Origin of the sequence: Nocardia salmonicida NBRC 13393 (assembly GCF_001613085.1) — a bacterium.
Classification (GTDB): domain Bacteria; phylum Actinomycetota; class Actinomycetes; order Mycobacteriales; family Mycobacteriaceae; genus Nocardia; species Nocardia salmonicida.
The window spans coordinates 88,484-102,684 of record NZ_BDBR01000036.1 but is presented as its reverse complement, the minus strand read 5'-3'; the positions used below and the strand labels follow the sequence as shown (position 1 = coordinate 102,684).

General features: G+C 64.2%; 20 protein-coding genes. 16 read left to right on the top strand and 4 right to left on the bottom strand.

Translation table 11 applies throughout. The annotated features are described in order from the left end of the window. Positions 1-10: 10 nt before the first annotated feature. Positions 11-139: a hypothetical protein gene (locus NS1_RS41910; protein ID WP_255284736.1), complete on the bottom strand. Its 129-nt coding sequence runs from the start codon at positions 137-139 to the stop codon at positions 11-13. 148 nt (positions 140-287) lie between these two features. On the opposite strand from NS1_RS41910, the gene NS1_RS28890 reads away from it, so the two are divergent. After that, on the top strand, positions 288-968 hold the full coding sequence (locus NS1_RS28890; protein ID WP_255284735.1) for a DUF998 domain-containing protein: 681 nt from the start codon (positions 288-290) through the stop codon (positions 966-968). On the opposite strand, the gene NS1_RS28885 is transcribed toward NS1_RS28890, so the two are convergent. Then, positions 961-2,541: an esterase-like activity of phytase family protein gene (locus NS1_RS28885; RefSeq protein WP_084504588.1), complete on the bottom strand. Its 1,581-nt coding sequence runs from the start codon at positions 2,539-2,541 to the stop codon at positions 961-963. The genes NS1_RS28890 and NS1_RS28885 overlap by 8 nt on opposite strands. A gap of 85 nt (positions 2,542-2,626) precedes the next feature. Between NS1_RS28885 and NS1_RS28880 the strand changes: the two genes are divergently transcribed. The 4 genes from NS1_RS28880 (at position 2,627) to NS1_RS28865 (ending at position 5,092) form a co-directional block, all read left to right on the top strand. Further along, entirely contained in the window at positions 2,627-3,022 is a 396-nt protein-coding gene (locus NS1_RS28880) for a Rid family hydrolase (RefSeq protein ID WP_062989496.1), read from the top strand. A 144-nt stretch (positions 3,023-3,166) separates the two neighbouring features. Continuing rightward, on the top strand, positions 3,167-3,892 hold the full coding sequence (locus NS1_RS28875) for a maleylpyruvate isomerase family mycothiol-dependent enzyme (protein ID WP_056822111.1): 726 nt from the start codon (positions 3,167-3,169) through the stop codon (positions 3,890-3,892). Positions 3,893-4,299: 407 nt separating this feature from the next. Then, entirely contained in the window at positions 4,300-4,680 is a 381-nt protein-coding gene (locus NS1_RS28870; RefSeq protein WP_062989495.1) for a hypothetical protein, read from the top strand. 4 nt (positions 4,681-4,684) lie between these two features. Then, the gene (locus NS1_RS28865; protein WP_062989494.1) at positions 4,685-5,092 is read left to right on the top strand and encodes a hypothetical protein; all 408 of its coding nucleotides are present in this window, start codon (positions 4,685-4,687) and stop codon (positions 5,090-5,092) included. A gap of 163 nt (positions 5,093-5,255) precedes the next feature. On the opposite strand, the gene NS1_RS28860 is transcribed toward NS1_RS28865, so the two are convergent. Beyond that, positions 5,256-5,753, bottom strand: a complete 498-nt coding sequence (locus NS1_RS28860; protein WP_062989493.1) for a hypothetical protein — start codon at positions 5,751-5,753, stop codon at positions 5,256-5,258. Positions 5,754-7,742: 1,989 nt separating this feature from the next. Between NS1_RS28860 and NS1_RS28840 the strand changes: the two genes are divergently transcribed. Continuing rightward, positions 7,743-8,570 carry a hypothetical protein gene (locus NS1_RS28840; RefSeq protein ID WP_062989489.1) on the top strand — a complete coding sequence of 276 codons (828 nt, stop codon included), beginning with the start codon at positions 7,743-7,745 and terminating at the stop codon, positions 8,568-8,570. Positions 8,571-8,631: 61 nt separating this feature from the next. On the opposite strand, the gene NS1_RS28835 is transcribed toward NS1_RS28840, so the two are convergent. Then, entirely contained in the window at positions 8,632-9,318 is a 687-nt protein-coding gene (locus NS1_RS28835; protein ID WP_062989488.1) for a GntR family transcriptional regulator, read from the bottom strand. 225 nt (positions 9,319-9,543) lie between these two features. On the opposite strand from NS1_RS28835, the gene NS1_RS28830 reads away from it, so the two are divergent. From NS1_RS28830 to NS1_RS28785, 10 genes are all read left to right on the top strand, one after another. Next, positions 9,544-9,990, top strand: a complete 447-nt coding sequence (locus tag NS1_RS28830; RefSeq protein ID WP_062989487.1) for a hypothetical protein — start codon at positions 9,544-9,546, stop codon at positions 9,988-9,990. After that, positions 9,987-10,259 (top strand): hypothetical protein, encoded by a 273-nt coding sequence (locus NS1_RS28825; protein ID WP_062989486.1) that lies wholly within the window; start codon positions 9,987-9,989, stop codon positions 10,257-10,259. The genes NS1_RS28830 and NS1_RS28825 overlap by 4 nt, the downstream gene beginning before the upstream one ends. A gap of 1 nt (position 10,260) precedes the next feature. Next, a complete protein-coding gene (locus NS1_RS28820; protein WP_062989485.1) occupies positions 10,261-10,866 on the top strand; it encodes a DUF2637 domain-containing protein in 606 nt (201 codons plus the stop codon). A gap of 1 nt (position 10,867) precedes the next feature. Continuing rightward, positions 10,868-11,101, top strand: a complete 234-nt coding sequence (locus NS1_RS28815) for a hypothetical protein (RefSeq protein ID WP_062989484.1) — start codon at positions 10,868-10,870, stop codon at positions 11,099-11,101. Next, positions 11,101-11,295 (top strand): hypothetical protein, encoded by a 195-nt coding sequence (locus tag NS1_RS28810; RefSeq protein WP_062989483.1) that lies wholly within the window; start codon positions 11,101-11,103, stop codon positions 11,293-11,295. Before NS1_RS28815 ends, NS1_RS28810 begins: the two co-directional genes overlap by 1 nt. Further along, positions 11,295-11,570: a hypothetical protein gene (locus NS1_RS28805; protein WP_062989482.1), complete on the top strand. Its 276-nt coding sequence runs from the start codon at positions 11,295-11,297 to the stop codon at positions 11,568-11,570. Before NS1_RS28810 ends, NS1_RS28805 begins: the two co-directional genes overlap by 1 nt. After that, entirely contained in the window at positions 11,570-12,880 is a 1,311-nt protein-coding gene (locus NS1_RS28800) for an FtsK/SpoIIIE domain-containing protein (RefSeq protein WP_062989481.1), read from the top strand. The genes NS1_RS28805 and NS1_RS28800 overlap by 1 nt, the downstream gene beginning before the upstream one ends. Continuing rightward, positions 12,877-13,188, top strand: a complete 312-nt coding sequence (locus NS1_RS28795) for a hypothetical protein (protein WP_157125435.1) — start codon at positions 12,877-12,879, stop codon at positions 13,186-13,188. Before NS1_RS28800 ends, NS1_RS28795 begins: the two co-directional genes overlap by 4 nt. Before the next feature lie 2 nt (positions 13,189-13,190). Then, a complete protein-coding gene (locus NS1_RS28790) occupies positions 13,191-13,376 on the top strand; it encodes a hypothetical protein (RefSeq protein ID WP_062989479.1) in 186 nt (61 codons plus the stop codon). Between the two features lie 148 nt (positions 13,377-13,524). After that, positions 13,525-14,175 carry a hypothetical protein gene (locus NS1_RS28785; RefSeq protein WP_062989478.1) on the top strand — a complete coding sequence of 217 codons (651 nt, stop codon included), beginning with the start codon at positions 13,525-13,527 and terminating at the stop codon, positions 14,173-14,175. Positions 14,176-14,201 lie beyond the last annotated feature (26 nt).

Sequence of the window (14,201 nt, the reverse complement as noted above, 5' to 3'; positions counted from 1 at the left end):
GATTACAATGTCAGCGACGCCGCGGAGCGCTTTCGGCGCGAACCCGCACCCGTACGCGCGACGCATCCGCCGCTACGAAGCCGGACACGGCCAGCGCCAGGATCGTGGCGAAACCTGCCAGCGCGATCACATAGCTCATCGAAGACCTCTCCGTTGGTTACCAACCACCCTGCACGGTGAACCTGACAGCAACCTGTGTGCGTGCCTGTGCTGCTCGATGAAACCACGTCCGCGTTCTCGACGCGCCTGATCGGGGCGGCGTAGGCCGGACACGCACAATGGTCGGTGTGACCGAATCCGCACGGCACACCCGTGGCTACTCGTTGCTGATCGCCCTCGCGATCGCGATCGCGGGCCTGTGCTATTCGTCCTGGCTGCTGGAATTCGTGCTGCCGATCGATACCGACCCGGTCAACAACTTCCTCAGCGAACTCGATGCCGAGGGCAAGCCGTACCGCGAGGTGTTCGGCACCGCCGACAAAGTGGTCGGCCTGTTGCTGATCCCGGCGGCGCTGGGTGGGCTGCTCGTTTTCCGGCGCCGCCGGTTGACCACGATCGGCTGGACAGCCCTGCTCTGCTTCGGTGCGTCCACCATCGCCGACGCACTGCTCCCGCTGCACGACTGCGACCCGGGTGACAGCACGTGCGGCGGCGACAGCGGCCTGTTCCCGCAACTGCACCAACCACACGCGCTGACGAGCACCCTGGCCGTCACCTCGATCGCGGTGGCGGCGTTCGCGTTCAGCGCCGCCGCCTATCGCTACCACCGGTGGCGGATCCTGCGTGAGTTCGGCCTCGCCGTGCTGATTCTCGGGTCGGCGGCGACCATCTGGATGATGGTCGCCGACAACCTGTCCGGCTCCTACGCACTCGGCATCGCCCAGCGAATCCAGGTCGGCGCCATGTCGCTGTGGCTGCTCGCTCTGGCCACCGCGGTCCTCATCGAAGCCCGCGAGTGGACTACTTGACGGTGATCTTCACCGTGTAGCCGTCGATCTTCGCGGGCAGCTTGGTGGTGTCGACCGCGAGCACCTCGCCGGTGTCCTGCACGCCATTGGGCAACGTCTTGGGCTTCAGGCCGAACGGGGGCTGTTCCCCCTGGCCGGCGGCAAGACCGAAGTCGCTGTCGTTGGCGATGTAGATGGTCTTGCCACCGTCGAGGGTGGCGATGCCCTCGATCTTGTCGTGACCGAAGAACCGGCCCTTCTCGTCGAGCGCGGCGACCAACGCGGAGAGGTCCAGGTTGCTCTTCTTCGCGACGGGGGTGACGCCAGCCTTGGTGAGCGCGGCGACGGCATCAGCGGTCGGGGTGACACCGATCAGCGTTTCCAGCGGCTTGCCGTCGATCAGCAGTCCGCCCTTCTCTGCGTCGTAGGTCGCGCCGGGCACCGCGGCCTGCGGGCCGACATCGGTGGCACCCGCGATGTCGATGGTCCAGATCTTCTTGTTCGACTCGGGTGCAAGGTTGCCGTCGCGCTCGTCGACCAGGAAGGTGGTGGCGCTCAGAGCGGTGATCTCCGAGACCGCGACCTTGGACTGCTTCGGGTTTTCCAGCGGGTACAGGAATTCCTTCTGCGCCTTGGTCTTCAGGTCCACGGTCACGATGCGCGCGAACGGCACCTCCTTGGCCGAACCGCTCAGCCCGGGCGTGTTGAGCGCGCTCTGTACCATCCCTACCAGGGTGCTGCCGTCGGGAGTGATGGTCAGCCCCTCCATGCCCTGATTGGGTGTGCGCAGGGCGATCTCCTTCGGCAGGCCGTTGCCTGGGGCGAGCCGCTCGATCTCGGTGCCCTTGGCATCGAAATGCACCAGGAACGGCCCGTATTCGTCGGAGACCCAGAACGTGCCGTCGGCCAGTGCCACCAGACCTTCGGGGTCGATACCGTGATCGGTGGGCGGCAGGACATTGCCCTGGAGGTCCTTGATGGTCTCGCCGGTGGTGGCCGAGATGTCGACCTGGCCGTTGAACGGCGCACCCGACTTGCTGCGCAGCTCGATGCTCGACTGCAGCACGGCCTTGTTGTCGACCAGCTTGAACCGGCCGATCTTGGGCACGAAACTCGGTGTCGGCGAAAGCTTTTCATTCTTGGCCGGACCGTCGACGTTCGGGCCGCGGTCGGTGAGTCCGTAGAACTCGTCGGCGCTACCCGGCACCGGAGTCCAGGCCGACCCGAATCCACTGCCCTGCACCGTGGTGCCGCCGAATTCGCCGAGCACCGGAATGTCGGTGGTGTAGAGGCGAACCGCGTCGGTGGTGGTGACCGTGAACTGGTCGAGACCGATGTAGCCGGCACTCGGGGTGTAGACGTAGGCGCCGTCGGCCCGGCGGGTGATGTTGCCGTGCTCGGGCTCGAGGCTGACCCCGAGCACCGCGCTGGTACCGGCCTTGGCGACCAGGTCGTCGAGCGAGATCACCAGCGGCTGGTCCTTGCCAGCGGTGAAACCGGCGTCGGGATCCGGCGCCGAGCAGCCCGCCACAACGGCGGCAGCGCACAGAGCGGCGGTGAGAGGAAGGAGGCGTAGACCTGGACGTGCGTTCACCTGGCATGCATACCGTCGCGAGCCGACCAGTAGACGACCGGCAAATGAATTGTCCTCCACCCCCCGGTGGACCATTCTGGCAATCATGACCACAACTCGGGTGAACATTTCCTCAGCCTCCGATTTCGAAGATGTCGTCGGGTATTCGCGGGCGGTACGGGTCGGCAACCAGGTCGTCGTCAGTGGCACCACGGCGGCCGTTGCCGGTGGTGGCGCGGTCGGCGGCGACGACATCGGCGCGCAGACCCGTGAGGTCTTGGCCCGCATCACCGCAGCACTCGAGCAGGCCGGGGCGAGTGTGCGCGATGTGGTGCGCACGCGCATGTTCGTCACCGATATCGCCCGCTGGCCCGATGTCGCGGCCGCGCATGCCGAGGTGTTCGGCACGATCCGCCCCGCGGCCTCCATGTACGAGGTCACCGCGTTGATCGCGCCCGGACTGCTGATCGAGATCGAGGCGGACGCGATCATCGCTGACTGAATCGTCACACGGGCCGACTCCGGCTCTCCGGCGCCGACGGCGGAAAACGCCTGGTTATCCACAGACTCAGAGTTATCCACAGGGCAGTTTCGACGCCGTCGTTATCGCCTGTGCGCCGGAGACCTGACCACTACTCTCGAATCTGTGACCAGCGAAACGGCTACTCCCACCGACCTGCTCGATCAGCTCGCCGCCTCCACCGCGCGCATCGATACCGCGATCGGCACGCTCACCGATGCGGCCCTGGCCGAACCGTCCCTGTTACCGGGGTGGACCCGCGGTCACGTGCTCGCCCACCTGTCACGCAATGCCGACAGCCTGCTGAACCTGCTGCTGTGGGCTCGCACCGGCATAGAGATGCCGCAGTATCCGAACGTCGCCGTCCGCGATGCCGACATCGAGGCTGGCGCACCCCGCCCGCTGACCGTGCAGCACGCGGACTTCACCGCCACCGCGCACCGCTGGCAGGCTGTCGCCACCACCATGCCCGCCGCCGACTGGCAGGCCGAGGTCCGCAATCGCCAGGGCGGCACCCTCACCGCCGACCAGATCCCCTGGATGCGCCTGCGCGAGACGGAAATCCACCACGTGGACCTCGACATCGGCTACACCCCCGCCGACTGGCCCGCCCCCTTCGTCGCCCGCCTGCTCCCCGAAACCATCACCGACCTCTCCGCCAAACTCCTCCCCGAAGCCACCCCCACCTTCGACATCCAGTCCACCGACACGGATTTCATCGCCACCGTAGGCCCCGGCCGCCCCCACCACACCGTCCTTGGCCCCGCCTGGGCTCTCCTGGGGTGGCTCGTCGGCCGCACCTCGGGCAACGACCTCACAGGCCCCCTACCGCCGCTGCCGGCCTGGAAGTAGCCCGCTTCGGCGAAAGCACCTCCGCCCCACCAGAGTCCCGGTAGCGACCAACCACACGGACCATCACGCAAAAAATCGACCCCGTATCAACTGATACGGGGTCGATCTCGGTGCGCCCGAAGGGATTCGAACCCCTAACCTCTTGGTTGTTCCGTTGCTCTGGGGCTGTCCGCTGACATACCTCCAAAACTGCTGCTACCGGGGCGTTTTACGATCGTCGCTACGTGGCTGTCTGCTGCTGTTTGCCCGAATCGGCAGGGGTTTGTAGTGGGAAAGTAGTGGGTGAGTCATGTTCTCCGGCTGGTACGGCGGGTCGGTGACCTGTACCTGCGTACACTCGCCGAGTGGGTGATTGGTGGCATGCATACTGGAGAACGGTTGCTGGCGTGGGTCTCACACTCGGAGCGGTGGTGATCATCCTTCTACTGGCATTCCTGTCTGGAGCGGAGAAGCCGCCGTCGCGTAGTACGAATCTGATGATCAGTCTGATTGCCGTCGGCTGCCAGTTCGCAGCTGGCTGGCTGTTCAGCGGATCAGGGCGAGCCGACCCGTCGCATGTCCAGGCATCCGCCCGCCGCATGGTTTCTTTCGCTAGGCACGTGGCTGCGTCAAAGCGCGCCGCTGAGTCCAGCTTTGAGCAGGAGACGCCGAAGCCGACCACTGCGCAGTATCGGACTCAGATGGGGATCTTGAGCGCCGAGCTGAGCAAGTACGAAGACGACGCGCTTGGATTCATCGATGACTGGCGCCTGGTGAACAAGCAGGCTGTCGAACGAGCAGGAGGGTAAGGCCTTGAGCGAAGGTGTTATTGAGGGCCAAGTGGCTGCGGTCTTCGGATCTCGCGAGGTCCTGATCAATCGAGGGGCGAAGCACGGCGTCCAGATCGGAATGAGGTTCGCGATTCTGGATGAGCCCACGAAGGTCCCACTTGACGAGACTGGCACGGCGGTAGAGATTCGGTTTCCCAAGACGATCGTGAAGATCGTTCGATTGGAGGGTGACTCGGCGGCCGTCGGTCGAACCTTCCGGACGGTCAAGGGAACGAACGCCTTCTCTGCGCTAATGGGTGCGAAGGAGGACGAACCCGAAACATTCGACTACGAGGATGGTTTCACGTTCGAGGCGACCCGCGACCAGACGGTTCGCAAGGGCGACCTTGTTCGTTCGACCAGGGGTGATGAGTATTCAGACGACCTCTAGCCGTGCAGGGGCGAAGGGCGCGGGATCACAATGCAGGCCAACCCAGAAGAGGGCCACCCGGCCACCGGTCGCGATACCACCGACCTCACCGCAGATTCCTGTCAATGGCACGTTTGTGGCACAGCTCGGCAGGCAGTACGCAGCTCGTTGACCAGGCGGAGTTCTACTTTCTGTGCTGCCTCAGCTGCCTCTTCCGGCCACGAAGCGCTCGCCGCGAATGGACCGAGTACCGGCGATCGACCCGGTGGGTTAACCCGGTATGGAGATCTTTTGCCCAACCGATTCCGTCGGAGTCGTTGAACTCGACGAACTCAGGAGGCGATTTGGCCTCTCCGGCTCGCCGGGGAGTGTTGGTTGCGACCTCTTCTCCGGGGCGGATCAGAGGTGCGATGTGAAACCCCTCGAGGCCAGCCCAATCAGCCGTACGCAGCCTGATCAATACACGAACGTTGGAGATGACACGTTCGCTGGTGTTCAGGACGTGAGTGACGTTCTCGTCCTGGTTGTCAGACCGGCTATACCAGCAAATGATCTTGCGTGCTTCTGCGAGTTCCTCCTTCCTCCTGTCCCTCAGCAGGATGAAGAAGCCCAGCGCGAGTGATCCGCTGGTAAGGAAGGCGCTCACCCATGTGGGCAACGTTCCCAAGTCAATCGAGTCCATGGGCAGCAGTATGACGACCAGGCAGTGGCCTTGTCTCCCAACAAGAGTCGAAGTTCTCTCAGCAATCGTTGGCCTCCGCGATCCGCGGCTAGGGGCGCGGGCTCCCTCACTCCTGAGTCGTCGGCAGATCGTCTATCCGCCGCCTGAACGACTTCACCCCTCCGGCTTCCTCATACTGGCCATCCCTGAACTGAGGGAGGTCGTGTCAAGGGCGCTCTTTCCCTTGACTCGGCCGAGTGAGGTCAGACAATTGGGCCATGAGGAGCCAACTCGACCCACGGGTTTTGCCACCCCACCTCACCACGGATTCCGTTCAGCAATTCACTCGCACCTGGTGAGCGGCGGGGTGATCGGAAGTATGCCGGCGGATTTGGCGGGAACTGGTGACGGCTTGGTGACCGTCTACGCGGGTTCGGCAGGCTGGGGTCTTATGAGGCAATCGAGCGAAGCTCGTGCGGCAGCACCGTATCGGAGTCGGTGTGCTGGTGGCCGTCGATCGGGGCATATGCCGACCGAATCGGGTTCGCGAACCGTTCAGCAATTCTGACGGCTGGTTCCGCGAGGTCGTCAACGCTCTCGAGTCCACGCTGTCTGAGCTGGGAGAAGTCTGCGGCGTCTGCCGATAGCGCGTGCGCGTCGCCGACGTGCCGCCGCGCCGGGCGGTGAGGTACGAGCAAGACCGTTGCGCGGCGTCTGCGCGGCGGCGGCGCGCACGCGCCGCCGCAGGCGCCTTGACTCTATACAGCGAAATTCAGCAACAAGTGAAACCGACTAAGCTGAGCCAATGATGTCGGGGAGGCTGCTCGTTGTCCGATTCTCCCCGTTTTCAGCGGAGAAGTGCCGGTTGAACGCCGAGGACACGTACGCCGAGGACTTGCGCAAGGGGCGAATCGGCAGATATGGCGTGTCGGTCTTTGGTTGCTCCGTGTTGGAAACTGACGTGGAGATCAACACGCCAGAGGTCGACAGGGCGATCACGGAGCTCTGTCGCAAAGCTCCAGTGGGCGGCAGGACGATCTCACGCATCTGGGCTGACGATGTCGCGCGAGACGGCTGGGCATTGGTACCTGACAGGCCCCCGCACTACCTGGTTGGTGTCGGCGATCTGACCGGCCTACCGGATTTTGAGCGTATGGCGCTACTCTGGAGTGATAATAGATGTCGAAATCCAGCATGGACGAAGAGGTGAGATCACATGCGTCGGCTCCAGATCGACCTGAACCAACGAGACGATGCTGGGAGGACTCCCGCCCCGTACTACGGACCTACGCCGAGAATCGGCGAGCAGGTAGTGGTGTTTGAGCCCGAGGATAGCGTTCGCGCTGATGGGGTAGTCGAAGACGTGGACAACGACCGTTGCGTTGCCTACGTCGCCGTCGACTGGATCACTTTGACTGACGATGACCAGACTTCCAGCGCGGCCGAGGTGCTAGTGAAGGTAGTGAGTGATTTTGGGGTTGAGGGTACGTTGAGTGTTGAGCCTGTCCTCGGTCGCTGGGCATCGCTCGCGTAGTGAAGGCCACCATGTTGCTGTGCGACTACGCAACCGTGTCCGAGGGGAAGCTCTTCGTCTCTGGCGGTGGCTGGTCAGTGGCGAGCCCGGGTCGGCTCGGTGGCTGGTTAGCGCTCCTGTTGGGCATACCGTGGCGCCAAGCCAATACAAAGATTCATCTATCCCTGACCCTTTGCGAGCTGGGCGGATCTGACGTCGAGCCCCGTCGGGATGAGCATGCGAGCGAGTTCAGACTTCCGGTTCGCATGGAGGCCGAGGTTGAAGTGGGACGGCCTCCTGGTCTCCCAGATGGGGTGACGTTGGATGCACCCATGGCCTTCCCGATGCCTCCTGTTGAGTTGGGTCCTGGTCGCCAGTTCGAATGGGTGCTCAAGGTTGATAACGAAGGCCGTCCTGAGTGGCGCTATCCGTTCATGACGCGGACCGCCTAGGTGCAATCCGCTCGCGAAGTTGATGCGAGCACGGACAATTGAGCCATGACTGGCCTAGCACTGACAGCGGAGCGGCGTGCAGAACTGGCCGCGCTCCTGAACGACGATGCCAAGTTGGATGCGACATACCCGCACGTCGCGGACTACCTCGATACGGTGATGCGGCTGTCTGGATCCGGGGACCCCGAACGGGACGCATCGTTCGACCTCCGCATGGTCCACTTTCTGACCGGTGATGCACCTGTGGCGGATAACCCGTACTGGGAGATAGTCGGCCCCGCGGTCTCCCGTGATGATTCGGGGCGACGGGTGATTGGTGCAGGGGCGGGCAGTGGTCGGGTCGCATACGCCGAGACGGTGCTCCAGGCGGCGTACGCCTACGCGATCCCGTCGCCTGAAACCATCGGATGGGTCCGTGACTTCGCCGGTGACAGTCCGGTCCTGGACCTCGGTGCAGGTCGGGGATATTGGGCCGCGCAGCTGGCTGCGGCCGGTGTGACGGTGGAGGCCTACGACGTCGAGCCGCCGGACTCGGTGCCGAATCCGTCCTTCCCCGGCGGGAACGGACAACAGGACGTGTGGCATCCGGTCGAAGACCTGGCACGGTACGCCGAGACCGACAAGTCGGAGGCTGTTCTGTTTCTGTGCTGGCCTCCTGGTTGGGGCTCCTCGATGGCGTCGGACGCGCTGACGGGGTTCGAGAGTGCCGGCGGAAAGCGGTTGGTGTTCGTCGGCGAGGAAGCCGGGGGCAAGACCGGTGACGACCTGTTCTTCGGAATGCTGTCGGACCGCTGGCAGCTCGCGTCACAGGACGTCGAACATGTGGTGTGGCCACGCAACCGAGATGTCGCCCAGGCCTGGACGTTGGCATAGCGGAAACAACAAAGCCCGGCCTCCCTCGATTCGGGAGTGCCGGGCTTCGTTGTGTCGAGAGTCAGTGTGCAGCTGGCTCTTCGGGATTGAGTGCCATCCGAAACACGAATGCCTCGTAGCGGTCGCGCGGGTACGACACGTAGGAAAGCATGAGCACCTGGTCCCCCGGGCTGATGAATCGCTGCTGTACCGACTTCACCAGTGTGCCTGGGGCGACTCCCAGCCATTCGGCGTGCAGCGCGGTCGGCAGAGAGTCCGAGATGGTCTCCTCGAGGAACGTTGCCGCGGTGGTCCCTTCGACACCGACGGGCTGGTAGTTGTCCGAAATCGAGATTGGTCGGCCGTCCTCGCTTGCTCGCACAACTTCGTGTGACACGCGGGTTCCTGGTTTGAGGCCGAGATCCGCGGCGACAGTGTCGCTGGCGTTGATCTCCTGCCTATGCCGGTCGATCACGATGGCCTGGTCCGACTCTCTGGCGTAGGTGTCTTCCGGGTCCTCGAGCTGCCGCTCGGGCGATACACGGATGAGGTTGGGCCGGTCTGCGACGAACGTGCCCCGTCGCGGAACAGACCGAACGAGCCCCTGTCTGTTGAGTAGGTCGATCGCCTGCCTGATGACGATGTCCGAGACGCTGTGCCGCGATGCCAGCTCGGCGTAGCTGGGTAGCTGTGTGCCGGGCCGTAGAGCCCCACTTCGGATCTCACGGGCGAATTCGCCAGCGATAGACACGTATGCCGGTTCGGACATAGATCTGGTTCCTTTCGGTCGGGCGTTCGGTCTGCAAGTTCAGTATACGCAACTACGTATACATAATGGTCAACGCCCATTTACCAACCGTTCGCAAACTCCCAGACACGCCTACGTATACGCAATCCTTGTGTGTATACGCAACTGCGTATACACTGAGGTCAGCGCAGACGAAGACGGGCAGCGCGACTCGAAACCTCAACCAACACACAGGAGTTGATTCAAATGGCACTCAAGGACATGTGGCTTTCCACCGAATTCCGTACCGCGTTCCCGATGGGCGTGCTGCTGCTCGGCACCGTCGAACCGGCGACCGAGTTCAGCCAGGACCGCAACGCCCCGAAGCGGCAGCGCCAGGACTACGACAACGACGGCAACGGCACCGGCTTGCGGATGTGGAAGGCCACGATCATGGACCCGGCCGGTGTGGCCCAGGGTGCGAAGAACTCGACTTTCGACATCATCTTCCTGGCCGACGTTCAGCCGGTGCCGCCCTCGGCGGAGGTCTCCCCCGGTGTCCGCCCGGTGGAGCTGGAGGGCTTGCAGCTCAAGCCGCGGGTGATCGGTAATGGCGAGTTCAAGTCGATCGGCTGGAACATCCGTGCGACCGGGATCAAGGGCGACAACTCCGGCGCGAATGTCAACGAGCCTGCCGCCCGCAAGGCTGCGTGATCGCCATGTCGTACCTGAGCATGACGAGCAGCCGGTCCAGCGTCACTGAGGTGCGATACGTGCCCGCGCATATCGCTGACACCGGTATCGATGAACCGTTCGAGATGGCGGCCTACGTCCGGGTGGGCTTGGCCGGAGATGCGGCCTTGATCCTCGATATCGAGGATGTACGCGAGCTGTCCATGCGGCTGCCGGACATGCTGATGTCCCACGATGCCGCCGAGCACGCGGCCAAGGAACAGGCTGCGGCCCAGGCTGAGGCGGCCTGACATGGACACGGCGGATCAGCAGTCCTCGGGTATGCGGTGGGCTCGCTGGTCCGCCGTCCTCGTCCTCATCGGTATCGGTGCCGCGGCGTTCGTGTTGTCGTTCGCCGCGCTGCAAGACCTCGCGATCATGGGCGGCACCCCACGCGGGTTGGCGTGGTTGTTCCCGGTGATCGTGGACGGCACCATCGTCCAAGCCACCATGGCCGTGATCGCCCTGCCGCCGAAATCGGCTGAACGTACCTGGTTCTCCTGGATCTTGATCGGCGGGGCCGCGGTCTCGGTATCGAGCAACTCGGTCCATGCCTATCTGACCGGCCACGGCTGGGGCGGTGCCCTCCTCGCGGCGATTCCCCCGCTGGCCCTGCTGATCGACACACACGGCCTGGTCCTGCTCCGCCGTGCGGCACAACAGGATTCGGCTCCCGCGGTCGTTGTCGAGACCGCACCCGAAACGACCGCTGACACTGACGCGCCGGACCTGGCGTCCACGGTTACGGCTCCGACTCACGCCCCGGCCCTGTCGCCGGTGCAGACCTTCCATACTCCTCCGCGCCCGGTTGCTCCGTTGCTGCCTGTCGCGGTCCCGATCCCTACAGGGGGCAACTGACATGCTGCAATACGCGATTCCCTTCTCGGTCCTGATCTCGCTGGGCGAGACCTTCTCGACCGACATGCGCAAGGTCGACGCTATCGAGGCGATCTTTGTTGACCGGTTCGACTCCGTGGAGGTGAAGCTGGGCCATTCCCGTCTGGTGCTCACCTTCGCCGACGCTGCCGACCTGGTCGACAAGGTCACCCAGGCGCTGGATGCTCACACCTCGACCCTGCGGGTGGTGGCGTGATGCCTGAGAACAACCCCACCTCGGCCGCGTTCGACGGTCTGGTGATGACCGTGCACTACTCGAGTTCGGTCGGCAACGTCGTCCAGCTCGGCCCCGCTACCCACAAGATGCCCCCGCTGGTCGCCGCCGAGGTCATCGAGAACCTGATCGAGGCCCTGGGCACCTTCGCCGCGCAGTTGCGAGAGGGGGCGTGATGTCACCCCGCTTCGCCTTCGGGCTCGCGCTGGTCGTGCTGCTGGGCCTGTTACTCACCCCGGTCCTGATCCCGATGGTCCTCACCTCCGGCAACAACGACGGTGACGACAACCTCGGCGGCGTCCCCGTCAACACGGGTGTGCCGGGGTGCTCGATGTACTGCACCGAAGCGCCTGTCTCGGTCCCCATGTCCTCCCCCGACGCGCCGGTGTGCCCGATGTTCTGCGACGAAGGTTCGGTCTCGCTGCCCCTGTCCGCGCCGGAGGTGAAGTAATGGGCACAACGATTGTTTCGCTCTCGACCGTCCTCGCCGCTGGGCTGATGCTGTGGTGGCGTCACCTCGACAACCCCGCCCGCGTCCGTGTCCCTGATGCCGATCCCTTCAGCACAGTGCCGGCGGATTTGCGTCCCGCGGCCGTGATCCTGACCAGTGGCAAGCATCTCGAAATGATGTGGGGTGCACTGGGTTTGGGCTCGACGGGGAACTGGCCGACCATCGTCGGTGGTGTCGACCTGATCCCGGCCGGTGCGGTCTTCGATGTCCAGGTCGTCGGCGGGCAGAAGCTCTCCGACTGGACAAACGATGATGTCGCGGATGCGTTCGCACAGTACCTCGGTGTCACGAAAGTCCGTGTGCGCGCTGCGGGTCCGGGGTTCGTGCGGATCGAGCTGCGAACGTTCGACACTCTCGCCGAGCCGGTGGTGTCGGTGCAGGAAGCGACCGGGGTGGACCTGGAAGCCGTCGACACCGGCATCCGTGAAGACGGCCGCCTGTGGCTGCTGCGGGTCCTCTACGCCCACATCCTGCTCGCAGGTGCGACGGGTTCGGGTAAGGGCTCGGTGTTGTGGTCGATCATCCGCGGTATCGGTCCGGCGATCAAAGCCGGATACGTCGACGTGTGGATGGCAGACCCCAAGGGCGGCATGGAATTCGGGCGCGGGGAAAAGCTGTGGGTCCGGTTCCAGTGGACCGCTGACGGCATCCTCGAAATGCTCACCGAAGCCGTCCAGGTCATGGAAAACCGGGCCTCGACCCTGCGGTCGGCCGGTATCCGCAAACACGTTCCCACCCCCGATGCACCGCTGATCCTGATCATCATCGATGAGGCTGCGGCCCTGTCCGCGTATGCGACTCGTGACCAGCGGCAGGAGTTCGAACGGCTACTTGGTCTGCTGCTCTCCCAAGGTCGCGCGGTCGGGCTCTCGGTGATCGCCGCGTTGCAGGACCCGTCCAAAGAGACCATGCCGTTCCGCCAGTTGTTCCCCGTCCGGATCGGGCTGCGCCTGGATGAGCCGACCCAAACCAACATGGTCCACGGCCAAGGCTCCAAGGACCGCGGTGCACTGTGCCACGAAATCCCTGACACCACTCCCGGTGTCGGCTACGTCGGCGAAGACGGCACGACCGAGTTCGTTCGGGTCCGCGCCTACTGGATCGATGACAGGCAGGCCGACGCGATCGTCGACGCCTACGCCCCGGCCCCGGTCGCCACCTCGAGCAGCGATGACTTCGATCCTTCCACCTTCGACCCGGACTACATCCCCGGCGAAGACAACGACAACGAGCAGGGGTGGGCGGCATGAAACGCGGAATGGTCACCGAATCACACGTCGTCATCTACTGCGACACCTGCGGCGATGTCCTCACCGACGCCGATGGCGAATCGATCTGCTTCGACACCACCAACCAAGCCGCGGTGTTCCTCTCCGCCGATCGCTCCTCGGGCTGGGACTACGACGGCGACAGCATCACCTGCTTCACCTGCCGCACCGTCGCCAAATGCGAGGCCAACGGTCACGTCTGGCCGAAGTCGATCTACCCGTACCAGGACTACGACCTGCCGTGCGAGGTCTGCTGCATCACCCAATACGAACTCACCAAGGAGAAATGACCATGTCCCGCAACAACACTCGCACCGACAACGGTCTCGCCGACGTCATCGACTTCCAGGCCCGCTCCCGCTGCCGGTCCGAAGCCCGCGGTCTTGACCCCCTCGCGGTGGCCGTGACGGTGCTCGCCGAAACCGGTTTCGCCCCGTCGTGGAATGACTACGGCTCCGATTGGGATGACGCAGCATGACCACCCGCAAGCCACCGAAAAAGCCTGTGCCACAAGTCAATCCGGTCGTTCAGGCTGCCGCTGATCAAACGCCGAAGAGGAAAGGGCAGACCGTTCCAACTCAGCTCGAACTGTTCCCCCTGACCTCCGTCACCCGAAGGAAGAAACGATGAGCAAGACCACCACCACAACCACCACCGCCAACGACCCGGCAGGGGAAGCCCTCGACGCCCTGCTCACCATTGCTGGCCGTCTGATCCTCGGTGCATTCGTGATCGTGTGGTGGGCGATCCTGTTCCCGATGGTGTCGGTGCCCGCCGGCCTTTCCGTCGCCGCCGGATGGTTCTACGGGTGGCCGCTCGGGGTCGGGGTCGCTGGGGTGGCTGTCGCGGGGATGGTGCTGTGGCGAGTATCGAGCCCGCAGACCTTCGAGCGCTGGCTCACCGGTCGCATCCGGTCCCGGTTCCTGACCTGGTTTCGCTACCGACGTCGCTGGACAACCATGACTACCGCCTGTGGCCTGGCTACTCGTGACGGTGATCGGGTGTTCATCCCGCGGCTGATCTCGGTCGAGATCGGCGAATCCCTCGACACGATCCGTGCCCGGATGTTGCCCGGTCACTGCCCGGATTCCTGGACCAACCGCGCTGATCACTTCGCGCACGGGTTCGGTGCTCAACAGGCCAAAGTCGGCTTCGCCGGTCCTGGCCTGGTCGTGATCACTTTCCGCCGTTCCGATTCCCTCGCCGCACCGGTCCTGGTGCCGTACGAGTCGATCGCCGGATTCAACAACGTCACCGACATCCGCAAAGCCGCATGACCCGCACACACCACCACGATCGAGGG